The organism is Neobacillus solisequens, from assembly GCF_051233465.1.
In the GTDB taxonomy this organism is placed as follows: domain Bacteria; phylum Bacillota; class Bacilli; order Bacillales; family Cytobacillaceae; genus Neobacillus.
Map to the genome: position 1 here is coordinate 26,406 of NZ_JBKFGJ010000010.1, position 23,972 is coordinate 50,377.

The 23,972-nt window shown below is 35.9% G+C and carries 24 protein-coding genes and 1 riboswitch; all 24 genes read left to right on the forward strand.

All coding sequences use genetic code 11. The features are described from left to right. Nucleotides 1–127: 127 nt before the first annotated feature. Nucleotides 128–240: riboswitch (SAM riboswitch) on the reverse strand. 398 nt (nt 241–638) lie between these two features. After that, nucleotides 639–2,576 (forward strand): asparagine synthase-related protein, encoded by a 1,938-nt coding sequence (locus ACI3K6_RS10805; protein WP_435554827.1) that lies wholly within the window; start codon nt 639–641, stop codon nt 2,574–2,576. Between the two features lie 14 nt (nt 2,577–2,590). Next, nucleotides 2,591–2,716 (forward strand): paeninodin family lasso peptide, encoded by a 126-nt coding sequence (locus ACI3K6_RS10810; protein ID WP_335475696.1) that lies wholly within the window; start codon nt 2,591–2,593, stop codon nt 2,714–2,716. Between the two features lie 101 nt (nt 2,717–2,817). Then, on the forward strand, nt 2,818–3,738 hold the full coding sequence (locus ACI3K6_RS10815) for an aldolase (RefSeq protein ID WP_435554828.1): 921 nt from the start codon (nt 2,818–2,820) through the stop codon (nt 3,736–3,738). Between the two features lie 11 nt (nt 3,739–3,749). Then, nucleotides 3,750–4,043 carry a lasso peptide biosynthesis PqqD family chaperone gene (locus tag ACI3K6_RS10820; protein WP_435554829.1) on the forward strand — a complete coding sequence of 98 codons (294 nt, stop codon included), beginning with the start codon at nt 3,750–3,752 and terminating at the stop codon, nt 4,041–4,043. A gap of 12 nt (nt 4,044–4,055) precedes the next feature. Beyond that, the gene (locus ACI3K6_RS10825; protein ID WP_335475691.1) at nt 4,056–4,511 is read left to right on the forward strand and encodes a lasso peptide biosynthesis B2 protein; all 456 of its coding nucleotides are present in this window, start codon (nt 4,056–4,058) and stop codon (nt 4,509–4,511) included. 21 nt (nt 4,512–4,532) lie between these two features. Beyond that, the gene (locus ACI3K6_RS10830; protein ID WP_335475689.1) at nt 4,533–5,723 is read left to right on the forward strand and encodes a nucleotidyltransferase domain-containing protein; all 1,191 of its coding nucleotides are present in this window, start codon (nt 4,533–4,535) and stop codon (nt 5,721–5,723) included. 3 nt (nt 5,724–5,726) lie between these two features. Continuing rightward, entirely contained in the window at nt 5,727–7,526 is a 1,800-nt protein-coding gene (locus tag ACI3K6_RS10835) for an ABC transporter ATP-binding protein (RefSeq protein WP_435554830.1), read from the forward strand. A gap of 159 nt (nt 7,527–7,685) precedes the next feature. After that, entirely contained in the window at nt 7,686–8,423 is a 738-nt protein-coding gene (locus ACI3K6_RS10840) for a YveK family protein (protein ID WP_435554831.1), read from the forward strand. Beyond that, nucleotides 8,410–9,066, forward strand: coding sequence for a CpsD/CapB family tyrosine-protein kinase (locus tag ACI3K6_RS10845; protein WP_435554832.1), 657 nt, complete (start codon nt 8,410–8,412; stop codon nt 9,064–9,066). The genes ACI3K6_RS10840 and ACI3K6_RS10845 overlap by 14 nt, the downstream gene beginning before the upstream one ends. A 281-nt stretch (nt 9,067–9,347) precedes the next feature. After that, entirely contained in the window at nt 9,348–11,174 is a 1,827-nt protein-coding gene (locus tag ACI3K6_RS10850) for a polysaccharide biosynthesis protein (RefSeq protein WP_435554833.1), read from the forward strand. A 12-nt stretch (nt 11,175–11,186) separates the two neighbouring features. After that, nucleotides 11,187–12,065: a UTP--glucose-1-phosphate uridylyltransferase GalU gene (gene galU / locus ACI3K6_RS10855; protein WP_435554834.1), complete on the forward strand. Its 879-nt coding sequence runs from the start codon at nt 11,187–11,189 to the stop codon at nt 12,063–12,065. 23 nt (nt 12,066–12,088) lie between these two features. Then, a complete protein-coding gene (locus ACI3K6_RS10860) occupies nt 12,089–13,240 on the forward strand; it encodes a glycosyltransferase family 4 protein (RefSeq protein WP_435554835.1) in 1,152 nt (383 codons plus the stop codon). Then, complete coding sequence (locus tag ACI3K6_RS10865) at nt 13,225–14,334, forward strand: glycosyltransferase family 1 protein (RefSeq protein ID WP_435554836.1); 1,110 nt, start codon at nt 13,225–13,227, stop codon at nt 14,332–14,334. The genes ACI3K6_RS10860 and ACI3K6_RS10865 overlap by 16 nt, the downstream gene beginning before the upstream one ends. A gap of 4 nt (nt 14,335–14,338) precedes the next feature. Next, nucleotides 14,339–15,220 (forward strand): glycosyltransferase family 2 protein, encoded by an 882-nt coding sequence (locus ACI3K6_RS10870; protein ID WP_435554837.1) that lies wholly within the window; start codon nt 14,339–14,341, stop codon nt 15,218–15,220. Between the two features lie 35 nt (nt 15,221–15,255). After that, nucleotides 15,256–16,329 carry an EpsG family protein gene (locus ACI3K6_RS10875; protein ID WP_435554838.1) on the forward strand — a complete coding sequence of 358 codons (1,074 nt, stop codon included), beginning with the start codon at nt 15,256–15,258 and terminating at the stop codon, nt 16,327–16,329. A 15-nt stretch (nt 16,330–16,344) separates the two neighbouring features. Further along, nucleotides 16,345–17,481 (forward strand): glycosyltransferase family 1 protein, encoded by a 1,137-nt coding sequence (locus ACI3K6_RS10880; protein ID WP_435554839.1) that lies wholly within the window; start codon nt 16,345–16,347, stop codon nt 17,479–17,481. Nucleotides 17,482–17,514: 33 nt separating this feature from the next. Continuing rightward, nucleotides 17,515–18,714, forward strand: a complete 1,200-nt coding sequence (locus ACI3K6_RS10885) for a glycosyltransferase (protein WP_435554840.1) — start codon at nt 17,515–17,517, stop codon at nt 18,712–18,714. A gap of 22 nt (nt 18,715–18,736) precedes the next feature. Then, entirely contained in the window at nt 18,737–19,804 is a 1,068-nt protein-coding gene (gene galE / locus ACI3K6_RS10890) for a UDP-glucose 4-epimerase GalE (protein ID WP_435554841.1), read from the forward strand. A 24-nt stretch (nt 19,805–19,828) separates the two neighbouring features. Beyond that, the gene (locus tag ACI3K6_RS10895) at nt 19,829–19,972 is read left to right on the forward strand and encodes a YwzD family small protein (RefSeq protein WP_335475664.1); all 144 of its coding nucleotides are present in this window, start codon (nt 19,829–19,831) and stop codon (nt 19,970–19,972) included. 27 nt (nt 19,973–19,999) lie between these two features. Further along, nucleotides 20,000–20,614 carry a sugar transferase gene (locus ACI3K6_RS10900; protein ID WP_435554842.1) on the forward strand — a complete coding sequence of 205 codons (615 nt, stop codon included), beginning with the start codon at nt 20,000–20,002 and terminating at the stop codon, nt 20,612–20,614. Then, entirely contained in the window at nt 20,611–21,273 is a 663-nt protein-coding gene (locus ACI3K6_RS10905) for an acetyltransferase (RefSeq protein ID WP_435554843.1), read from the forward strand. The genes ACI3K6_RS10900 and ACI3K6_RS10905 overlap by 4 nt, the downstream gene beginning before the upstream one ends. After that, nucleotides 21,254–22,435 carry a DegT/DnrJ/EryC1/StrS family aminotransferase gene (locus tag ACI3K6_RS10910; protein ID WP_435554844.1) on the forward strand — a complete coding sequence of 394 codons (1,182 nt, stop codon included), beginning with the start codon at nt 21,254–21,256 and terminating at the stop codon, nt 22,433–22,435. Before ACI3K6_RS10905 ends, ACI3K6_RS10910 begins: the two co-directional genes overlap by 20 nt. A gap of 35 nt (nt 22,436–22,470) precedes the next feature. Beyond that, nucleotides 22,471–22,821 (forward strand): helix-turn-helix domain-containing protein, encoded by a 351-nt coding sequence (locus tag ACI3K6_RS10915; protein ID WP_435554845.1) that lies wholly within the window; start codon nt 22,471–22,473, stop codon nt 22,819–22,821. A 71-nt stretch (nt 22,822–22,892) separates the two neighbouring features. Then, on the forward strand, nt 22,893–23,927 hold the full coding sequence (locus ACI3K6_RS10920; protein ID WP_435554846.1) for a glycosyltransferase family 2 protein: 1,035 nt from the start codon (nt 22,893–22,895) through the stop codon (nt 23,925–23,927). Nucleotides 23,928–23,972 lie beyond the last annotated feature (45 nt).

Here is a 23,972-nt window from a genome sequence, read left to right on the forward strand (position 1 = left end):
ACACTCCCTGTTTAGTAAAATTGTAGTGTTTTCTCACTTTAAAGCATTGCGGCATTAAAGCGTGGTAATAAAAGAAAAAAGCCCTCTATAAGAAGAAGACTTTTGTAATCCGACCAAAGCGTCATTCTTCTTATCTCGCAAATTAACAATTTGCAGGAGTTAGCACCTTTTCAGTGAAAAAATCCACTGAAGGTTGCTGAGGCGTCACAGGGCCATTCCCTCGACCTCTCTTGATAAGAAAATCAATATTAAGACTTTTTATAAAATTTACTACAATTTATAAAAGGTGTCAATAAATTTTTAGAAATTGCAGAATTTGCTGGATTTTGTAAGGGGGAAGATGGTTGACAATGAGACTATTAGATTATAATATAGTTTTATCAAGTTGTTCTTTATGTAGAACAGATAAAGAGTTTGTATCCCAGATTTATTAGGTAGAAAAGAAAATAATTAGGTAAATATACCGGTAATTAAAGGTTTTATGTATATATAATCTTTTAAATGAATATTCTAACTGTGTTCTTTTTTTAGAACCTTTGTTTCATATTATTTATTCAGAATATTCGGTTATAAAAGGAAGAATAATAGGATAATAGTATTTAACTAATGACTTTTTACATAGTTGGTGGAGGAAAACCATGAGTGCTATAGCAGGGATCTATCATATGAATAATGAACCTTTAATTGTTGAACACGGCAGAATATTAATGAAAGAACTAGAAAAATATCCAGCAGATGATGTTCAAACTTGGTATAGCGACAAAATCTTCCTCGGCTGTCATGCACAATGGATCACACCAGAGTCTGTCGGTGAGAAGCTTCCTTATTATGATCTAGAAAGGAAACTGGCCATAAATGCCGATGCCATCATTGATAATCGGGCTGAACTATTTGAAAAACTCCAAATCCCAAAGGCAAAGCAAAAATCCATAACGGACAGCGAACTAATCCTCCTTTCTTATGATAAATGGGGCGAAGACTCACCCAAGTATTTAGTTGGCGATTTTGCCTATATGATTTGGGATGAGCGAGAGCAGAAGGTGTTTGGGGCTAGGGATTATTCTGGTTTAAGGACTCTCTACTTCCACTTTCAAAACAACAAGTTTGCATTCTCGACTGTGATGGCCCCTTTATTGAAATTACCATACATAGAAAAAACATTAAATAAACAATGGATTGCAGAGTTTTTAGCGAATCCGGGGATGTTTGAATCGGTAGATCCTTCTTCAACGGTTTATACAACATTGCGGCAAATTCCCCCTTCACATTCATTAAAAGTGATAAATGGCGAACTAACAGTATCAAGGTATTGTCAGTTGCCAGAAGAAAATAAGTTGAAATTGAAGTCTAATGAGGAATATGAAGAGGCCTTTAAGGAGGTCTACCAAAGGGCTGTTAATGACCGATTAAGAACGATTCACAAAGTGGGCGCTCACCTAAGCGGCGGATTAGATTCCGGATCAGTGGCGTGTCTAGCTGCTCCAGCATTGCGCGGGGAGAGCAAACAATTGCATACCTTTAGCTACGTACCTTTACAAGAGTTTGAGGACTGGACCCCTAAAAGTCGGGTAGCTAATGAGCGTCCACTGATTGAATCGACTGTAAATTTTGTTGGGAATATAGTACCCGAATTTCTGGATTTTGAGGGGGAAAGTTCATACACAGTCATTGATGAATGGCTAAATCACTTAGAAATGCCCTATAAGTTTTTTGAAAATAGTTATTGGCTAAAAGGGATTTATGAGCGGGCTAACCAAAAAGGTGTAGGGGTGCTTCTTAATGGTCAAAGAGGAAATTGGACAGTTTCTTGGGGTCCAGCGTTAGAATACCACGTCAGGTTATTAAAAAAGTTTCAGCTGATTCGAAGTATTCGAGAAATATTTTTATATAGTAGAAACCTGCAAGTAAAAAAGTCAAGAGTTGTGTCAGTTGTAGCTCGGAAAACATTTCCATTAGTTGGTAGAATTTTCACTGGGAAAGAAGTGGACCCTTCTCCACTAATGATCAATTCAGAATTTGCCGAGAATATGGGAGTATTCGAAACCCTATTAAGTCATGGAATTGATCGGAATGGAACCATCTCGCAAAATTGGTATGAAATTAGAAAAATGCAATTTGAACAGCTTTACTACTGGAATATAACAGGAACGTATGGATCCAAATTTTCGCTGCCATATAAAGTATGGGATCGTGATCCTACTAATGATCTGCGTGTCGCTCGTTTTTGTTTATCCCTACCTGAGGAACAATACGTTCAAAATGGTTTAGACAGAGCTCTAATCAGGAGAACAACTAAAAATTTATTACCAGACAATATACGATTGAACTTTCGAACTAGAGGAGCACAAGGTGCCGATGGAATCATTAGAATGACGTCACATTGGAGTAAGTTCATAAACGAGTTAGAGCAAATGCTTAATGATGCTCAAGTAGCTGAATACTTAAATATAGAGTTCATTCGTACCATTATACCAAAGTTTAAAGAGATTCCGGGTCCGGAATATGTCTACGATCAAGATTTTAAAATATTAATGCGTAGTTTAATATTCTATCGATTTATAAAAAAAGTTGCTTGAAAGGAGGTGATAGCATGAAAAAAGAATGGAGCACTCCTGAATTAGAAGTACTGAACGTTAACATGACTATGGCAGGACCTGGTCATAAAATTCCAGATGCAGTACAACCAGATCCAGACGATCCAGTAAAGTACAGCTAATGAATGTAGATTTCAGTGAATCATGGCCACAAAACTGCCCTTATACAATGCAAAGTGTGTAAGGGCTTTTAAAAATTTTTCTCGGTAGCTGGAGTGAGAACATGACTATCACAAAAAGTGCCCTATTGTATAAGGGATTTGGATTGAATCTATTAAGTGAAATAGTTTTGCCTGAAATGACGTTATTAAAACATACAGTTAATGAGGCAGACATCGAAATTAAAAAACGTGACTTATCTCAACGTTGGTATGAAATAGATTCCGGAACAGTGAAAAAGTTTGTTGTGCAAGGAAATGAAATCATGTTTGAAGTTCCTGATACGGCGATCTTTTCTATTCAAAATGGAAAAGAAATTATCGTATCTCCAATAAAAGGGACAGAAGAAGATAAAATACGCCTATATATCCTTGGCACCTGTATGGGAGCCGTACTTCTTCAGCGAAAGATCCTACCATTGCATGGAAGTGCTATTGCAATTGAAGGGAAAGCCTATGCCATTGTGGGTCACTCAGGTGCGGGGAAATCAACCTTGGCGGCAGCATTAATGAATAAGGGCTATCAATTATTAAGTGATGATGTCATACCAATATCTTTTGATCAAAACAATGTTCCTTATGTCACTCCATCCTATCCTCAACAGAAATTGTGGCAAGAAAGCCTAAACCAATTTGGTATAGAATCAGCCAATTTACAACCATTATTTGATAGAGAAACAAAATTTGCTGTTCCAGTTCATGAACGATTTCTAGAAGAAAAAATACCACTAGAAGCTATTTTTGAGCTGGTGATTAACGAACAAGAAAAGCCTCACCTAAAGAAAATTGAGGGATTAGAACAATTGCATACTTTAAATATACATACTTACCGGAACTTTTTGGTAACCCGTTTAGGTATGACAGAATGGCATTTTAAAGAATCAGCAAAAATTTTAAATCACATTAATATGTTTCAATTACAGAGACCAATTGGAGAGTTTACAGCTTCCGAACTAATGTCTCTACTGTTATCCAATATAAAATAGGGGGGACTAATATGATTAGTACACAAACTATTTCACTAGCATCAGTAGTCTTGCAAGCAGAAGGCAATGTAGTTAGTGATATGAATGGTGAAAAAGTCATGCTTAGTATTAAAAGTGGAAAATACTACAACTTAGGGACAATAGGTGGAGAAATTTGGGAATTAATCAAGTCACCTACAGAAATTATGGAAGTAGTAAACAGATTACTGAAGGACTACGAAATTGAGCAAAAAGTATGTGAGCAGGATGTTCTCTCCTTTATCAACCATTTAAATAATGAGGGCCTAATTCAAATCGTGAATTAGGGGGATTTTGTCATGAAACTTGCCCGAATAGTAAAAACATTTGTGTTGTTGGATTCAAAAGAAAAGCGATTGTTTATAGAGGCTTTTATCTTTTTGGCCTGGGGGCGCATTTTAAAATCGATGCCTTTTTCAAAAGTTGCCCCTATTTTGGGTGAACATATGGAGGAATCCTCATTTAACCGGAATCCTTCAGAAGAGAAACTTTTAAAGAACATATCAAATGCTATTTATATTATGAGCAATTACACACCTTGGCAAAGTAAGTGTTTGGTAAAGGCCATAGCCGCAATGAAAATGCTGCAAAGAAGGCAGATCGATTGTACTCTTTATTTAGGAACTGGAAGAGATGAGGATGGACAATTGGCAGCCCATGCTTGGCTCAGAAGTGGAACGTTGATTATAACGGGCGAGGAAGTTATGGATCAATTTACAGTAGTAGGAAAATTTGCAAGGTGTATGAATGGATAGAACCTAAAGGAGTAAACCAAAGTGGATACATTATTTAAAGAGCAGGTAAAGCAATTTCCTATAGAATTAAAATTGTTACTTTCCTTAATAAATGAGGAGCAAACAATAGATAAATTAAGCCCTGATCTCTTGGAAAAAATAAATTGGGATACTTTTTATACATTAACTATTCATCATCGTGTTTTTCCGATTGTTTATAAAAAAATCAAAGAACTAGACAGTGAATTTGTTCCGGAATTCGTGTGCCAAAAGCTGAAACTCTCTTATCAAAAAAACATTTTTCGCATGCTTTTTCTCAGTGGCGAAACAGAAAATGTTGCTAAATTATTTGATAAAAATAACATTCGCAGTCTATTTTTAAAAGGAACAGTATTGGCAGTTGACCTTTATGGCGATGTATCGTTAAGAACGTCTGCTGATATAGACATATTAATACCAATTGAAAAATTATCACTTGCAGAAAAACTGTTATTGGATCATGGATATATCAAAGATGATTATATTGAAACTGTGTTAAATGATTGGAAATGGCGACATCATCATATTACGTTTTCCCATCCGGAAAAACAGATAAAAGTCGAAATCCACTGGAGACTGAATCCTGGTCCTGCGAAAGAGCCAAATTTTAATGATTTGTGGGATCGAAAAAGAGTTAGTAAATTAACAAGTTACCCTGTTTATACATTAGGGTTTGAAGATTTATTTTTATTTTTAGTATCTCATGGAGCGCGCCATGGCTGGTCAAGACTAAGGTGGTTAATGGATATTGAAAAATTAGTAAAAATGGAACTTAATTGGAACAAAACCAAGGATTTACTTAGAGAAAATCAATTTCTTCAATTGGGTGGTCAGGCATTATATTTAGCTTCAGAATTGCTATGCACAAAAGTACCTGATGAAATGATGGAAAACATAAATCGAAAGCAGACAAAGCAGTTAGCAGGAGATGCTTTGTTTTATATAAAACAAATGGTTAATCTTCATACATACCCAGTGCCAAAAGATGTGTCTGAGTATCATAAGCGACATTTAATTTCGTTAATGTCCAAGAGACAAAAAGTGCTTTTCTTTGCGAGCACCCTTTATCCTTATCCGGAGGACGCAGAGTTTTTTCCTCTGCCGAAAATTCTTCATTTTCTATATTTCCCGTTGCGGCCGATTATTGTGATCTTAAGGAAAACGAAGAATTATTCCGAAGCAAGGAGGGCGTAAATAGTGAATTACGTATTTTATTTTATAAAAAAGTTATATTCCTACTCTGGTAATATCCTATATTTAAATCTTTTCGGTATGGGATTAGTAAGTTTCCTTGATGGAATGGGGATATTTCTATTAATTCCAATGATTCATTACAGTGGAATAATCAGTGTAGATATGGAAACTATAAAATTTTTGCAGGTATTTGATTTCTTGCAGAAATTCCCTAAATTAATGGTGTTGGCTATGATTTTGGGTTGTTATATTTTGTTAGTTATTACACAAAATTTGCTTCAGCAAAACTTAGAAATTAGGAATGTTAAAATTACACAGGGGTTTGTCCGGCAATTAAGAGTTGAAACCTACAATGGAATAATGAAGGCAAATTGGGAATTTTTTACGAAACAAAAAAAGTCAGATTTGATTAACGTCATGACCATGGAGCTTTCCCGCGTAACAGGTGGGATTATTCAATTTACACAATTTTTATCATCAATGGTTTTTACAGTTATACAAATTGGAATTGCATTCTGGTTATCAACAAAATTAACCTTATTTGTCTTAGTCTCAGGATTTATACTGGCCTTCTTTTCCCGCAGATTCATCAAGCAGTCAAAACAACTAGGGTTAAAAACGTCCTTGTTAGCCCAGGAATATCTTGCAGGTATTACGGATCAATTAAATGGTATTAAAGATATAAAAAGTAACACCTTGGAAGAATCCAGGTTACGATGGCTGAGGAGTTTAACAAACGATATGGTCTCGGAGCAAATTGATTATATTAAATTAAAAACAACCTCCCAAACTTTTTATAAAATTGCTTCAGCCAGTTTAATAGCAATCTTTCTATTGATTTATTTTCTGATGCTTGATGCGAAACCTGAACAATTTTTTCTCATATTAATGATATTTTCAAGATTATGGCCTCGAATTACTAGTATTCAAGCTAGTATGGAGCAAATTGCAACAACAATACCCGCCTTTCGCTCATTAGTTGTACTACAAGAAAGATGTAACAAAGCATTAGAGGTTTCAAATAACACAAGCTACAAGGATATTAAACCTCTTCACATTCAAAAGGGTATCGAATGTAAGGAAGTATTTTTTAGATATAACTCAAAAGAATCAAGCTATGCACTTCAAAATATTAATTTGAATATTCCTGTTCAAAGTATGACCGCCATTGTAGGTCCATCCGGGGCAGGAAAGAGTACTTTAATAGATATGATTATGGGGTTGAATAAACCAGAGTCCGGGAGTGTCCTTATTGATGGGGAACCTCTTTCAGAGGATAAATTGTTGTCTTTAAGACGTTCAATTAGTTATGTACCACAGGAACCTTTTCTGTTTAACGCCACTATTAGAGAAAACCTCCTTATGATAAATCCTGAGGCAAATGAAACTCAAATTTGGGAGTCACTAGAGTTTTCGGCAGCAGCGGATTTTGTTAAAAAGATGCCGGAAGGATTGGAGACTATTGTTGGAGATAGAGGAATAAGATTATCTGGTGGAGAACGGCAAAGGCTCGTTTTGGCCAGAGCAATCCTTCGCAAACCTTCCATTCTAGTATTAGATGAAGCAACAAGTGCCTTAGACACAGAAAATGAGTCCAAGATTCAAGAGGCATTAGATAGACTAAAAGGAAGAATGACGGTGATCGTAATTGCTCATCGATTATCAACCATTCGGAATGCCGACCAAGTGATTGTATTAGAGCAGGGAGAGATTATCCAGAAAGGTCAATTTGCCCAACTGGCACATGAAAAGAAAGGGATGTTTAATCATCTGCTCAGGAAGCAGATGGAGCTTAGCGTCTAGTTTTTGAATCACCTAAATAGTAGAAAATGGGAAAGAAAGCATTGACACGTTCTTTATATAGAACTAAAATGTTAAATATAAAGTATGGATTTACTGGTGAAATAAACAAACTAATATTTACTCCTATGTTCTTAAAATATTTAAAATAAAGGTGGTTTCATGAATACGATTAATCTAAATAGAAATGACCAAAGTCCCAAGGTAAAGGAAATTAATTTAAAAGAAATAGTAAGTGTGATCAAAAGAAGATTTTGGATTATAGCCCTACTAACAGTAATCTCAGGAATAGCAGGTTTTACTTTAAATAATGCTGCTATTACACCTCTGTATCAATCTTCTTCAAGAATAATCATTGGAGCAGATGAGGAATCAAGAAAAACACTTCAGGTAATTATTAGAGATTCAGCCGTTTTGGATATTGTCATTAACCAGATGCAATTAAATAAAACTGCTGAAGAATTAGCTAATCAAATCACGGTAGCCAGCGTGGATAATTCTCAGGTTGTAAGTATAAGTGTAGTGGACTCGAACCCTAATCAGGCAGCGATCCTAGCAGATACAGTCGCCAATGTATTTAAAGACGAGGTACCCAAAATTGTCGGGGAAGATTATGTTCGAGTGTTATCCAAGGCGAAGGTAAATACCAATCCCATTAATCCAAAGAATAATAATAAATTATTCTTTGCAGTAGCTGTTGGTATCGTGATTGGAATCGGATTAGCGTTTTTACTGGAGTCATTGGATAACAGAATTCGCCCGAATAATGACCTTGAAGCGATGCTAGGGTTACCTGTATTAGGAAAGGTCCCACGAATAAGCAAACGGAATTTAAAACGAAAAAAAAATAGAATGTATTTTGAACTAGAAACGGGGGGCGAGTCGGTTGGCGGTAAATAAAAGAAAAGAATCCACCGATATAAAAAAACGGACCATCATCACCTACTCCCATCCAGAATCTCGTATTGCTGAGCAATTTCGAATGATCCAAACCAATATTAAATTCATGCTCTCAGGAAAGAAAAGTCAAACCTTTTTGGTTACATCACCATGCGGCAGTGAGGGAAAGTCAACTATTATTACAAATTTAGCCGTATCCATGGCGCAACAAAAGAAAAAGGTTCTTTTGATAGATGCCAATTTAAGAAAACCCGCTTTACATTCCTTTTTCAAACTCCCTAATACGAACGGATTAACAGATGTGCTAACCGGGAGGCAATCATTTACGGAGGCTGTATACCACACAGAGATTTGGAGGCTTGATTTATTAACAAGCGGACTTATAACTCATAATCCTGTCGAACTACTGAGCTCTCAACAAATGCTTGATTTACTAGATAAGGTGAAACAGCAATATGACGTCATTTTAATAGATTCTAATGCTGTACTTGAAGTATCAGATTCGAAGTTAGTTGCCAATCAAAGTGATGGAGTCATTTTAGTCGTTAAAAATGATCACACTAAGTTTGAGGATGCAATAGAAGCGAAAAAGGTATTAGAGTTAGCAAAGGCCCATATTGTTGGAGTTGTTGTTAATAAGTAACTTAGAAATTACATTTTTTTTGGCAAGGTTGTTCGTTATTGGAAACGAAATATTCTTTTAAACAAAAGGTGATGCCTCCTAGCCTTTATCAATGGAGGCACTCGGTCATGCTGTGGGTTGAAAAACCTTAGACGCCAGTCGTCGAGAGTGTGATGTGAGGGGGGGTTAGATGCCCTTTATTTAAAAATGTTGAGGATGTGTTTTTCATAAAGAGCATATCCTTAACATTTTTAAGGAGTTGTAGATATGAATAATAGTTCTATAGATTTGAGGGGGATAGTATGACATATCGGCAAAGGTTATCCTTATTTCTGCTAATTGATTCTTTTATTGTCCTAACAGCTATCTATTTTAGCCGCTTCTTAGTAAATGGCACTTTTTATGTCATTACTTTTCCAATGGTAATTAGTTCAATTGTCATTTTAGCCAGTCATTATTACCTATCATTTAGAATCCATTTGTATAAGAAAGCGTGGGAATATGCCAGTATTGGGGAATTGCTTAGTATCCTAAAGGTTGTAACATTGTCAATTATCGTTGCTGCTTCGGCACAGGCCATTATTTTTCATGAAATATTTTATCGATTGTTAACCGTAACATGGCTGCTGAATATGTCATTAATCGGGGGATCACGGTTTTGCCTGAGAATGTTTAGAGATTCACATTTACAAAAATATGAAAGTAAAAAAAGAACTCTCATCATTGGAGCAGGATCTGCCGGTACGATGGTGGTAAGGCAACTGCAACAGAATAGTGATGCTGATCTGTTGCCGATCGCATTTATTGATGATGATGATAAGAAACACCAGCTCGATATATTAGGGGTTCCAGTCATTGGCGGCATTAATCAAATTGAATTTGCGGTTAACAAATTAAATATTGAAAACATCGTGATTGCCATTCCATCACTTAGCAAAAGAGAACTAAACGCCATTTTCCAAGAATGTGCTAAAACGAAGGCTAAAACGCAAATTCTGCCAATGTTGGAGGATTTGATGACAGGAAAAGTATCTGTTAATCAATTTCGTGATGTCCAAGTAGAGGATCTATTAGGAAGAGAACCTGTAGAACTAGATATGGTTACAATCTCGGAAAATATTACAAATAAAATTGTATTGGTAACAGGAGCAGGGGGGTCTATCGGGTCAGAAATTTGCCGTCAATTATCATGTTTCAAGCCGAAAAAATTGATTTTATTAGGCCATGGTGAAAACAGCATCTATTCGATTGAAATGGAACTAAAGGAAACGTTTAAACATACAGGGATTGAATTTATCCCCGTTATTGCAGATATCCAGGATGCCAAGAAAATGATGACTGTCATGAGCATGTTTCAACCAGACTCCGTCTATCATGCAGCTGCACATAAACATGTTCCATTAATGGAGGCCAATCCTGAGGAAGCCATTAAAAATAACGTAGTGGGAACCATGAATGTGGCGAAGGCGGCCAGTTGGAATGGGGTAAAAACCTTTGTCATGATTTCAACGGATAAAGCAGTGAATCCAACCAGTGTGATGGGCTCATCAAAACGGCTAGCTGAAATGATCATTCAGCACATGGACAAAGAAAGTGAAACAAAATTTGTAGCTGTTAGATTTGGCAATGTGTTAGGAAGTCGAGGAAGCGTCATTCCGTTATTTAAACAACAAATTAAAAAGGGCGGTCCGGTCACTGTTACTCATCCAGATATGGTCCGCTATTTTATGACCATTCCTGAGGCATCCAGATTGGTGCTTCAGGCAGGGGCACTAGCCAGTGGTGGTGAAATATTCGTATTAGATATGGGTGATCCGGTTAAGATCATCGACTTGGCCAAAAACTTGATTAAACTCTCAGGTAATTCGATTGATGAGATTGGAATCGATTTTACTGGTATTCGACCAGGCGAAAAGCTTTTTGAAGAACTATTAAAACCGGAAGAAGTACATGATCAGCAAATTTATCCAAAGATTTATGTTGGGAGAGCTTCAGACCTTCTTATCGAGGAAATTGAGGACATTATCAATTCTTACCCAACTCTTGCGAAAGAAGAGCTAAAAGAAAGGCTTGTGGCGCTTGCTAATTACAAAGTCGCCCCTCAGGCACAATTATCAGTTTCAGTTTAAGGAGTGCATATTATGAAGGTGAGAAAAGCAATTATCCCAGCAGCGGGACTTGGAACAAGGTTTCTTCCGGCTACAAAAGCAATGCCAAAGGAAATGCTGCCAATCGTTGATAAACCAACAATCCAATATATCGTGGAAGAAGCGGTTGAGTCCGGAATTGAGGATATTATTATCGTAACTGGAAAAGGAAAACGAGCAATTGAAGACCATTTTGATCATTCTTTTGAACTAGAACACAACCTATTGGAAAAAGGAAAGTTTGAGCTATTAAGTGAAGTTCAAAAGTCGTCAAAACTGGTGGACATCCATTATATCCGGCAAAAGGAACCAAAAGGTTTGGGGCATGCCATTTGGTGTGCACGAAAATTTATTGGTAATGAACCATTCGCAGTACTGCTTGGGGATGATATTGTCCAGGCGGAAAAGCCTTGCCTAAAACAGTTAATCGACCAATATGAGAGATATAATGCCTCCGTTCTAGGAGTGCAAACAGTTCCTGAAGAAGAAGTATCCCGTTACGGAATTGTCGATGGAATGATGATGGGGGAACGGTTCTACAGTGTGAATAGTTTAGTAGAAAAACCAAAGCAGGAGGAAGCCCCTTCTAATCTAGCGATACTAGGCCGGTATATTTTAAGTCCGAAAATTTTCGGAATATTAGGCAAACAAAGGCCGGGTACGGGCGGAGAAATCCAGCTTACTGATGCCATTGCTGCATTAAACCAACATGAAGCGGTTTATGCTTATGATTTCGAAGGTGTTCGCTATGATGTTGGGGAGAAGATGGGATTCATAAAGACAACGATTGATTTCGCAATTCAACGAGAAGATTTAAGAAAAGAGCTCTTATGTTATCTTTCTTCCGTAATTGAAAATGAACTAATCAAATAGAGTTTAAAGGGTAGTGGGTGGAAATGAAAAAGAAAGTGTTATTCTGTGCCACAGTTGATTACCATTTTAAAGCCTTCCATTTACCGTATTTAAAGTGGTTCAAAGAGCAAGGATGGGAAGTACATGTTGCGGCATCTGGCGAGTTAAAACTTCCGTTTGTTGACAGGAAATTTAACATTCCCATACAAAGGTCGCCATTTAAGAAAGAAAACATAGTGGCGTACAAAACGCTAAAAAAAATTATTGAGAAAAATCAATATGAAATGATCCACTGTCATACTCCGATGGGGGGAGTCATTACAAGGTTAGCGGCGAGGGCGTCCAGAAAAACGGGAACAAAGGTAATATATACTGCACATGGCTTTCATTTTTGCAAAGGGTCCTCTTTCATTAATTGGCTACTTTATTATCCAATTGAAAGATTACTAGCTAACAGCACGGATTGTTTAATTACCATTAATCAAGAAGATTTCAATCTTGCAAAAACTCATCAATTTAATTCAAAACAAATTCTCCGTGTACATGGAGTGGGAGTTAATACAGAAATTTTCAGACCTGTATCTGAAACAGATAAACATGAGCTCAGGAAAGAACAGGGGTACCTCCCAGAAGATTTTTTGATGTTTTATGCTGCTGAATTCAATAAAAACAAGAACCATAAATTATTAATTGAATCATTGGCATTAATAAAAGAAGAAGTTCCGAGGGTAAAGTTATTATTAGCAGGTGAAGGACCGCTTCTAAAAGAATGTCAAGATTATGCCATTCAATTAGGTGTAGATCATATGATAGCTTTTCTTGGGTACCGCCATGATATTGATGTTCTTTTAAGAATGAGCGATATTGCCGTGGCCTCTAGTTTTAGGGAGGGACTTCCGGTAAATATTATGGAGGCAATGTCCTGTGCTTTACCAGTCATCGCGAACGACAATAGAGGGCATAGGGAATTGATTCAAAATAATTATACGGGTTGGACTATTTTAGACGGTAAACATGGTTTTTCAGAAAAAATCAAAATCCTTGCGGCCAATACAGACCTTAGATACCAAATGGGATTAAATGGCCGAAATGAAATTTTAACAAAATATAGCATTCATAAGGTATTAGAGGAGAAAACGAACATCTATCGAGGACTTATGGCAGACAAGGAGGAAATGGTGTGGGCAGTCCGTTAAGAATCTTACATGTTGTAGTCAATATGAATCGCGGTGGGGCGGAGACGTTAATCATGAATCTGTATCGGAATATTGACCGCACCAAAGTACAATTTGATTTTTTAACCTGCAAACCGGGAGTTTTTGATTCGGAAATTATGGAAATGGGTGGAAAGGTTCATCGGATCCCCTATTTAACCGATGTAGGGCATTTAAAATATGTAGAGGCACTCAAAAACTTTTTTACTTCAAACAATCAATATAAGATTGTTCACTCCCATATGGATAAGATGAGCGGATTGGTACTTCGGGAAGCCAAAAGGGCAGGGATCCCTACTCGTATTTCTCATAGTCACAATACCAGCAGTGAAGGTGGGATTGCCTCAAAGGTTTATAAATGGTATGCCGGAAATTTTATACTTCATAGTGCGACAAATTTATTAGCATGTTCCAGTGGCGCTGCTGAATGGTTATTTAAAAGAAAATCAGCAGAAACAAAAATAGTGAAAAACGGTATCGTTAGTGAACTGTTTGATTATTCCGAAGAGGTTAGAAAAGAAGTTCGCGATGAATTAAATATTTCGAATGATGAGTATATATTAGGCCATGTTGGGAGATTTAATCTCCAAAAAAATCACAACTTTCTGATTGAGGTATTTGCAAAATTAAATAAGAAAGTGAATCATTCAACATTACTGCTAATAGGTGACGGACCTCTTCGCACAAGCATGGAGAAAAAGGCCAAGGAACTTCAAGTAAGTGATAAGGTAAAATTTTTGGGTATTCGGTCTGATATTCATCGAATCCTACAAAGTTTGGATGTGTTTGTTTTTCCTTCGTTACATGAAGGTTTACCTGTTTCATTGGTTGAAGCCCAGGGTGCTGGATTACCCTGCATCATTTCCGATGGAATCTCAAGAGAAGTAGACTTGGGTGGGGATTTAATAGATTTTCTTTCATTATCAGAGCAGGATGAATGGATTAGAAAGTTAATGGACTTACAATCAAAAAAGTTTTATAGACAGAGTTACTCAACGTTAATTTCAAATAAAGGATATGATATTAGAGAATCAGCAGAATATATGGAAATATTTTACTTAGGTTTATCAGGGTGATGAAATGAAATTATTAACTGTTTTTACTCCAACCTTTAATCGGGCTTATTGTCTTGAAAAATGCTATCAAAGTCTTGTTCGTCAAACATCAAAGGACTTTGTTTGGTTAATTATTGATGATGGCTCAACAGATCATACTAAGGACTTGGTTGAAAATTGGATTAGGGAAAAGAAAGTAGAAATTCACTATCATTGGCAGAAAAATCAGGGCATGCATGGTGCCCATAATACCGCCTATGAACTAATCCAAACAGAGTTAAATGTATGTATTGATTCAGATGATTTTATGCCTGATGATGCTGTTGAGAAGATTGTAACCTTTTGGAGACAACATGGAAATGAACATGTCAGCGGTATCATTGGTCTTGATGCTGATACCAATCAACAAGTGATAGGTACTAAATTACCTAATTTGAAAAGCTCCACCTTGTTTGACCTTTATTATAAACATGGTGTGACAGGTGATAAAAAATTGGTATATCGTTCAGAATTAACTAGAGCATATCCTTATCCTATTTTTGAAAATGAAAAGTATGTGGGGCTAGCTTACAAATATTATAAGCTAGATGAAATGTATGAGATGTTATTAATGAATGAGGTATTATGCTGTGTGGAATATTTACCTGATGGATCATCGATGAATATGTTTAATCAATATCGACGAAATCCACAAGGGTTTTCCTTTTATCGAAAAGAACTAATGAACCTTCCGTATTCAAATCTTAAATTTAAATTTAGGCAAGCAATACATTATGTTTCCAGTAGTTTCATGCTTAAAGACTGGAAGTTTTTATGGAAATCTCCAAAGAGACTTTTAACCTTAATGGCAATTCCTTTTGGAATCTTATTATTTGTTTATATTTCATCATCATCAAGGAATGCTTAAATAATATTTGAACTAATGCTGAGAGGAAATGTATTATGACTATTCTATGGATAAATCTAGCCATAGTTTTTATTTTGTCTTTTTTTTCAAGATATTTTTCGGTTCCGGCTACAGAGGTAAATGCTGCCGTTCCAATTAAACCAAATAAATTATTAGTTTTTGGAGTGCTTATATCACTTGTAGCTGTTTCTGGTCTTCGTTCCAATATAGGTGATACTTACTTTTATAAGCATATATACGAGATCAATAATTTTTCGTGGGATTATATTCACTCACAAAAGGATATTGGATTTGGAATCCTGCAAAGATTTCTAAAACAATTCTCGAACAATCCACAAATTTTAATTTTAATTACTGCTATTATTACAAATATCTTGATCATTGCTGTCTTATATAAATATTCTCGATTATTTGAACTAAGTATGTATGTTTATATTACGGGTGGGCTGTTTTTAGTTTCGATGAATGGGATCAGGCAATGTTTGGCAGCGGCAATTGTATTTACGGGTACACACTTTTTAATTAAGGGGAACTTTTTAAAGTTTCTAGCCATCGTTCTTTTTGCTTCTACATTTCATGAAAGTGCATTGGTATTAATTCCAATCTATTTTTTAGTTCGCTACAAAGCGTGGTCAAAGGCTACCTTTATTCTATTATTTTTCTCAATCGTTATCGTTGTTGGCTTTGATAAATTTGCAACAGTATTATTTTCTGCAATAAAGGACACACAATATGGCCATTATCAAAATTTCAATGAAGGTGGTGCCAGTTCCATAAGAGTGGCGGTTAGTGGAGCTTCATTAATAATTGCTTATATTTGGAGAGAAAAGTTTCGCCGAATGTTCCCAGAGAGCGATTTTATTGTGAATATGTCGGTGATTGGCTTTGTATTTATGATTGTCTCCACTCAAAACTGGATATTTGCCAGATTTTCAATTTACTTTAATTTATATCAATTAATTCTTATTTCCTGGGTTATTAAACTCTTTAATGAGAGAGACCAGAGAGTCATTTATTATGCCGTATTAATATGTTATTTTCTCTTTTATTATATTGAAAGTGTAGTTTCATTAAATGTGATATACCAAAGTGACTATTTACTATTTTAATTATGAAAATACGGGATGATAAAAATGAACAATGAACCTAAAAGGATTTTACATATTGTCAGTTCCATGCAGCGTGGTGGTGCAGAAACGTTAATCATGAATATTTATCGGAATATCAATCGTGATAAAATTCAGTTTGACTTTATTACCCATTCACTGGTTAAGGGTGATTTCGATGATGAGATTCAACAACTGGGTGGAAGGATCTATAATATTCGTAGTTTAGGACAACTAGGTCCGATTCAATATATAAAAGAATTGCAAAGGATTATGAAAATGTACCCTTTTGCAGCAGTCCATGCCCATACCGATTACCAAAGTGGATTTCCAGCATTAGCTGCAAAACTGTCAGGCATCCCCAAAAGAATCTGTCATTCACATAGCACCAATTGGCAAAGAGGCACTAGTAATAAGGAAAAAATAACCTTAAAGTTACTTCAATCTTGTATAAGATTTTCTGCAACCCATTATTGTTGCTGCAGTGAGGAAGCAGGTTCCTTTTTATTTGGCAGGGAACTAATCAATAAAGGGAAAGTCAAGATTCTTAATAATGGTATTGATCCTTCGGAATTCGTAAGAAGTATAAATGACCGCCAAAATGTAATTATAGATTTAGACTTACCAAAGGATGCCAAAATCATAGGTCATGTTGGACGATTTTCGGAATCTAAAAATCATTTATTTATATTACAGGTTCTAAAAAAATTAACTGAACAGGATAGCAGCTTTGTTGCCTTATTAATCGGGGATGGACCATTAAGAAACGAAGTGGAAGCAGAAGCTGGGAGAATGGGACTCTTAAAAAATATACGATTTTTAGGAGTCCGAGCGGATATTTCAAGATTTATGAATGCTTTTGATCTGTTCTTATTCCCATCCAAGTTCGAAGGGTTCGGTATTGTGACAATAGAAGCCCAATGTTCAGGAACTCCTTGTATCATTTCGGATACAGTACCTAAATCCACAGACATGGGATTAGATTTAACGACTTATATCAGTCTTGAAGAGAATCTTGAAAATTGGTGTTTCAAAATCAAAGATGCCTTAATGAGCACCAAACCTGATCAAGACAAGATTGTTCAACAAATAACCAAACGTGGTTACTGTATTAAAGAAAACGTGAAGGAATGGATTGATTTGTATGGGGATTGATAGGGAAATTAAGAAAGATTGAGGTCCTGTTTAATGAAAAAAAAGATTTTAATTTCATCCTTTGACTTGGCAATCGGGGGAGTAGAAAGAAGTTTATTAGGTCTTTTAAGGCATATAGATTATTGCAAATATGAAGTAGATTTAATGTTATTTAAACATGAAGGTGAGTTTTTATCCTTTTTACCATCGGGTCCTAATTTATTGCCAGAAATACCGGAATATACCACGTTTAGAAAGTCAGTTCCCCAGATTATAAAAGAAGGTCATTACCCTATCGCATTCACAAGGGTAGTAGCTAAATATTTAGGGGAATTACAAGGAAAAGTGAAACGAATGGATGAACCTGGGTATCTAGTGATTCAATATGGATGGGAAATGACACATCGTTTACTGCCAAAATTAAATAAAGAGTATGATGTGGCCATAGGTTTCCTATGGCCACATCATTTTATCGGAGAAAAGGTAAAAGCGAAAAAACGAATTGGCTGGATTCATACCGATTATTCGAATATCCAGCTTAATAAAAAAATGGAAGAAAAAATGTGGAATAAATTAGATCAGATTGTAGCCGTTTCAGAAGAATGTTCAAATACTTTTTTAAGCCAATTTCCTACATTTAGAGAAAAAACAATGGTGATTGAAAACATTCTCTCACCAGAGTTGGTAAGAAAACAAGCCCTTCAAGACGAGGTTCCTGAATTGAAAAAAACGAAAGGAAAAACGATTCTTTTAACAGTTGGTCGGCTTTCACATGCAAAAGGACTAGATAGAGCGATCTATGCATGTAAGGAATTAATACAAAAAGGCTATGATGTGGAATGGTATGTGGTTGGGTATGGTCCGTTAGAGCAGGATTTGCGTGAACTCATTCAGAAATTGGATTTATCAAAAAGGTTCCATCTTCTTGGAAAAAAAACAAATCCATATCCTTATATAAAGGAATGTGATATCTATGTTCAACCGTCCAGATACGAGGGGAAAGCTGTAACCATTCGTGAAGCACAAATTCTTGGTAAGCCCATTGTGATAACGAATTTTCCAACAGCCAAAAGTCAAGCAACAAACGGATTTGATGCTTTGATCACAGAGCAAGATATCCATGCTATCGTAAGTGGAATCCAACAATTAATTGATGATCAAGATTTAAAAACTACCTTAATTTCAAATGTACTTTCAAAGGATTACGGCAATGTGAATGAGATAGAAAAATTATATGAATTGATTGGTTCATGAGCGCAAGGAGAGTGAAGCTTAAATGGCAGTATTAATTACAGGGGGCGCCGGTTACATAGGCAGCCATACTTGTGTGGAATTATTAGATGCAGGATTCGAAGTTGTCATTCTAGATAATTTTATTAATAGTAAGCCAGAAGCCATTGAACGAATCAGGGAGATTACCGGTAAGGAAGTCAAAACATATACTGCTGATTTACTTAATATGGAAAAAGTAAATCAAGTATTTGAAGAAAATGATATTGAGTCAGTCATCCATTTTGCCGGGTTAAAAGCGGTTGGAGAATCGGTTTATTATCCACTAAGATACTATCATAATAATATTACAGGCACCCTGGTTCTATGCGAGGTAATGAAAGCACATAATGTAAAGAGATTAGTATTCAGTTCTTCAGCCACTGTTTACGGAATGCCTGACAGGGTTCCGATTTCTGAGGATTTTCCTACTGCTGCTTTAAATCCATATGGCCGTACTAAATTGATGATTGAAGAGATTTTAAAGGATCTCTACAATTCAGATCAAGAGTGGAGTATTGCTTTGTTGCGATACTTCAATCCAATAGGAGCCCATAAAAGTGGTCTAATTGGTGAAGATCCTAATGGAATTCCCAATAATCTTATGCCTTACATCACACAAGTGGCAATAGGAAAACTAAGAGAGCTCAACGTTTTTGGCAATCAATATTCTACTAAAGATGGCACCGGGGTAAGGGACTACATACATGTGGTTGATCTGGCAAAAGGTCATTTAAGAGCCCTTGAAAAAGTGTCAACTTCATCAGGAGTCGAGGCTTATAATTTAGGAACCGGGAAAGGTTACAGTGTATTGGAAATGGTTTCCGCTTTTGAAAAAGCCTCAAGAGAAAAGATTCCATATCAAATTGTGGAACCGAGACCAGGGGATGCAGCCATATGTTATTCAAATCCATTAAAAGCAAGGGAACAGCTTGGATGGGTGGCAGAGAAGGATATTGATCAGATGTGTGAGGATTCATGGCGTTGGCAGAAAAGCAACCCAAATGGTTATAAAAATATGCAAAAGGACAATCTCCATTTATTAAAGAATGGGGATTTTTTTATGAAAAAATAAAGTAGTTTAGGTGAGGTTAGAAAAGTGAAGATATCTGAAAATCTATCTCAACAAAAATTCCAGGAAATTTTGGTTGAAATCTACAACAAGGGAAGTCAAAACACCAACATTAAGGTGAAAGAATTGATTGAAGAAATCAAGCAGCATCTAATGAAGGAGATTCATTAATGATGATAAAAAGGAAGGGAATAGGAAATGAAGCGGTTGTTTGATTTGGTCATTTCAATGATGTTTTTGGTAACTCTGTCCCCCTTCTTCATAGTCATTGCTCTATTAGTGAGACTAAAACTTGGTACCCCGGTCATATTTAAACAAAAGCGTCCTGGTTTACACGGGAAGCCCTTTATTCTATATAAATTTAGAACGATGACAGATCAAAGAGATCCTGCTGGCCAATTATTATCTGACCATATAAGACTGACCTCTTTTGGAAAGTTTTTAAGAAAATATAGTTTGGATGAATATCCCCAATTAATCAATGTTATAAAGGGAGATTTAAGTTTAGTAGGACCAAGACCATTGTTAGAGGAGTATCTTCCCTTATATTCAAAAGAACAAGCCGTACGTCACAATGTTAGGCCTGGAATAACGGGATGGGCACAAGTGAATGGCAGAAATGCCATTACATGGGATGAAAAATTTCAATTGGATGTTTGGTATGTTAATAACTGTTCCTTCTTGTTAGATATAAAAATCTTAATTTTGACCCTACTTAAAGTTGTTAAATCGGAAGGAATTAATCAGCAAGGAAAAGCAACGGTAGAACGTTTTACTGGATCAAATTCCACCGTGGGGAGTGGAAATGGATGAAGATTGTCGTTGTTGGCCATGGTGGACATAGCAAGGTTATTTCCGACTTAATCCTACAAAGTGGTTATGAGATTTATGCCTATTTAGATGATAAGTATAGGGAGCCTATAGATAAAAGAAATATTATTTATGGCCCTATTAAATGGGCAAACAAACTAATTGAAGACAATTCCGACATTAAATTTATAATAGCCATTGGCAATAATAAAGTTCGAAAAGAAGTGGTTCAAAGATATCAATTAGACGAAGATTATTATGTGACATTAATTCATCAATCAGCAATTGTGAGTCCTACCTCTTGTATCGGGGCTGGTACAGTCGTAATGCCAAATGCAGTCATTAATGCAGACAGTAAAATCGGACAGCATACGATTATTAACTCTGGATCCATCGTTGAACATGATTGTCAAATCGGTGACTTTACTCATCTATCACCTAGAGCTGTTCTTACCGGAGCTGTACAGGTGAATGAAGGAGTTTCCATAGGTGCAGGGGCTACTGTAATTCCGAATATAAAGATTGGTGAATGGGCAATTGTAGGAGCCGGTGCAACCGTAATTCACCATTTACCATCCAAATGCACGGCAGTAGGAGTTCCAGCAAAAATAAAGAGTGATAGTAAAGATGGGGGCGAAGAATTTGTTAAATATTGCATCTAAAAAAAGAATCTTTCTCTCTTCCCCACATATGAGTGGGAATGAACAAAAGTATGTTAATGAAGCATTTGAAAGCAATTGGATCGCCCCTTTAGGTCCCAATGTGGATGCATTTGAAAAGGAAATTGCCCAATATGTAGGAGTCAATGAAGCTGTTGCCGTGAGTTCAGGAACTGCAGCTATTCATTTGGCTCTTTCTTTATTAGGAGTTCAAAAGGGAGATAGAGTATTCTGCTCAACCTTGACATTTATTGCCAGCGCAAACCCAATTATCTATCAAGGAGCTGAGCCGGTCTTTATTGATTCTGAGCCGGAAACGTGGAATATGTCGCCAAATGCTCTTGAAAAAGCATTCAGTGATTCTGTTAAAGAAGGGAAGTTACCTAAAGCAGTAATTGTTGTCAATTTGTACGGTCAGAGTGCAAGAATGGATGAGATTATAGCCATTTGTGACTATTATGATGTTCCCATAATAGAGGACGCTGCAGAATCCCTTGGTTCATCTTATAAAGGGAAAGCAAGTGGAACTTTTGGAAAGTTCGGAGTCTACTCTTTTAATGGTAACAAAATTATTACCACTTCAGGTGGTGGCATGTTGGTATCCGATGATGCTGAGGCACTGAAACGTGCTCGTTTTCTGGCTACTCAGGCAAGAGATCCAGCACCGCATTATCAACATAGTCAAATCGGGTTCAACTATAGATTAAGTAATATTTTAGCAGGAATTGGAAGAGGACAATTAGAGGTTTTAGACGAAAGAGTTGAACAAAGAAGGACTATATTTAATAAATACCTCGAAGAGCTCTCTGGCTTACCAGGAGTTCATTTTATGCCAGAGCTGAAAGAAACTCGTTCAAACCGATGGTTAACCGCTTTTACCTTGAACCATCAAGAGGCAGGTCTAACCGTTCATGACTTACTTAAGGTGTTTGCTGATGAAAATATTGAAGCACGTCCAGTTTGGAAACCGCTTCATCTGCAGACGGTTTTCCAACAGACAAAGTATTTTAAACATAGTGAAAAAGAAAGTGTATCAGACAGATTATTTCATAATGGAATGTGCTTGCCATCGGGGTCCAACATGACGGAAGAAGATCAATGGCGGGTCATTGATTGTATGAGAAACGCAGTAATATCTAAAGAAGGCGATATAAGGTTAATGTAATACCATAACTTTAACAATAAAACGGGGTATGTTCGATGATAGGAAGCAATATTTATAAATTAAGAAAAAAAAGGGGATTAACTTTATCTGAGCTTGCCGAACGGGCTAATATATCAAAATCCTACCTTAGCAATATTGAAAGGAATTTAAATCAAAACCCATCTATTCAGGTTATAAAAAAAATTGCGGGAGTTTTGGATGTAGAACTAAATGAATTGCTGTACCAACATCCTGAATTTGATGAACCAAACGCAGATATATCTGAACAAGAGCTTATTGAATTAGTAAATGAATTAAAGGTATCCGGCATAGACAAGAAGGAATATAAAACCCTCATTGAATTCATTAAATGGCAAAATAAAACAATGGGTGTAAAAAATAATTAATTGTTTAATATGGATCTGGCCGACTTCACCATTTCCATTTCTATGAAAAATTGAAGGCAGGCGGAGACAAGTTGAATGAAACTGTTAGTGTTGTAGTTCCAATTTATAAAGTAGAGAACTATTTGTCCAGATGTATTGAAAGTATTGTAAAGCAAACATATAAGAATTTAGAAATCATTTTAGTAAACGATGGATCCCCAGATAACTGTGGGATGATGGCAGAACAATATGCAAAAGAGGATAGCAGAATTAAGGTACTACATAAGGAAAATGGTGGGTTATCAGATGCTCGGAATTATGGTATGAGTCATGTTACCGGTGACTTTACTATTTTTGTAGACAGTGATGACTGGCTGGATGAGAAATTGATTGAACGATTAATGGCAATAGGCAATAAATTTCAGGCAGATGTAGTTCAAGCGGCTTTTTATTATGCTTATGATGATTATCTTTTATTTGATAGTAAATTGTATCCAAAAGAAAAACATCCAATAATTTATCATAATAAAGAGCTTATGAAACAGCTTGTCATGAATGAAAGAGTGAAAAACTTCGCATGGGGCAAACTTTATAAAACAAAATTAATAAAAGATATCCCTTTTAAAAAAGGCGTATTATTTGAAGATGTATTCTGGGCACACCTAGTAATGCAGCAAGTTAACACCTTTGTATTAATGAATGAACCTTTATATTACTATTACCAAAGAGAAGACAGTATTGTAGCAAACTATTCTAGTAGAAATCTTGATATTATAAAGGGCTTATTAGAAAGACATGACTTTATTGAAAACCACTATCGTGACCTTTCCGATCAATCTTATAAAATGATAGTAAAAACCCAATTAATTCATTATAATCTCCTGCTTAGAAATCGTGAAAAGGATTATGAAGGTTCCTATAGAAAGGAAATAGAGTTTTACCTAAAAACTAATTATTCAAAATTAATTAGGGCAGTAGAACAGGAAAAATTGTTAAAAAGACAACTAAAATTATTTAGGATACATCCTTATTTTAATATATTACTATTGATTATTTTAAAGGTATTAAGAAAAATAAATGTAATTAATCAACCTAAGCGGTTAGAACGAATAGAATTAAAAAAATGAATGGGCAGTTCCTAATTAAAAGGAATTGCTTTTATTTTGTTACGG

Bases quoted from the DNA above. Each gene is read 5' to 3' on its own strand.
- ACI3K6_RS10805 (WP_435554827.1), top strand. From the start codon at position 639: ATGAGTGCTATAGCAGGGATCTATCATATGAATAATGAACCTTTAATT.
- ACI3K6_RS10810 (WP_335475696.1), top strand. From the start codon at position 2,591: ATGAAAAAAGAATGGAGCACTCCTGAATTAGAAGTACTGAACGTTAAC.
- ACI3K6_RS10815 (WP_435554828.1), top strand. From the start codon at position 2,818: ATGACTATCACAAAAAGTGCCCTATTGTATAAGGGATTTGGATTGAAT.
- ACI3K6_RS10820 (WP_435554829.1), top strand. From the start codon at position 3,750: ATGATTAGTACACAAACTATTTCACTAGCATCAGTAGTCTTGCAAGCA.
- ACI3K6_RS10825 (WP_335475691.1), top strand. From the start codon at position 4,056: ATGAAACTTGCCCGAATAGTAAAAACATTTGTGTTGTTGGATTCAAAA.
- ACI3K6_RS10840 (WP_435554831.1), top strand. From the start codon at position 7,686: ATGAATACGATTAATCTAAATAGAAATGACCAAAGTCCCAAGGTAAAG.
- ACI3K6_RS10850 (WP_435554833.1), top strand. From the start codon at position 9,348: ATGACATATCGGCAAAGGTTATCCTTATTTCTGCTAATTGATTCTTTT.
- galU (WP_435554834.1), top strand. From the start codon at position 11,187: ATGAAGGTGAGAAAAGCAATTATCCCAGCAGCGGGACTTGGAACAAGG.
- ACI3K6_RS10860 (WP_435554835.1), top strand. From the start codon at position 12,089: ATGAAAAAGAAAGTGTTATTCTGTGCCACAGTTGATTACCATTTTAAA.
- ACI3K6_RS10870 (WP_435554837.1), top strand. From the start codon at position 14,339: ATGAAATTATTAACTGTTTTTACTCCAACCTTTAATCGGGCTTATTGT.
- ACI3K6_RS10875 (WP_435554838.1), top strand. From the start codon at position 15,256: ATGACTATTCTATGGATAAATCTAGCCATAGTTTTTATTTTGTCTTTT.
- ACI3K6_RS10880 (WP_435554839.1), top strand. From the start codon at position 16,345: ATGATAAAAATGAACAATGAACCTAAAAGGATTTTACATATTGTCAGT.
- ACI3K6_RS10885 (WP_435554840.1), top strand. From the start codon at position 17,515: ATGAAAAAAAAGATTTTAATTTCATCCTTTGACTTGGCAATCGGGGGA.
- galE (WP_435554841.1), top strand. From the start codon at position 18,737: ATGGCAGTATTAATTACAGGGGGCGCCGGTTACATAGGCAGCCATACT.
- ACI3K6_RS10900 (WP_435554842.1), top strand. From the start codon at position 20,000: ATGAAGCGGTTGTTTGATTTGGTCATTTCAATGATGTTTTTGGTAACT.
- ACI3K6_RS10905 (WP_435554843.1), top strand. From the start codon at position 20,611: ATGAAGATTGTCGTTGTTGGCCATGGTGGACATAGCAAGGTTATTTCC.
- ACI3K6_RS10915 (WP_435554845.1), top strand. From the start codon at position 22,471: ATGATAGGAAGCAATATTTATAAATTAAGAAAAAAAAGGGGATTAACT.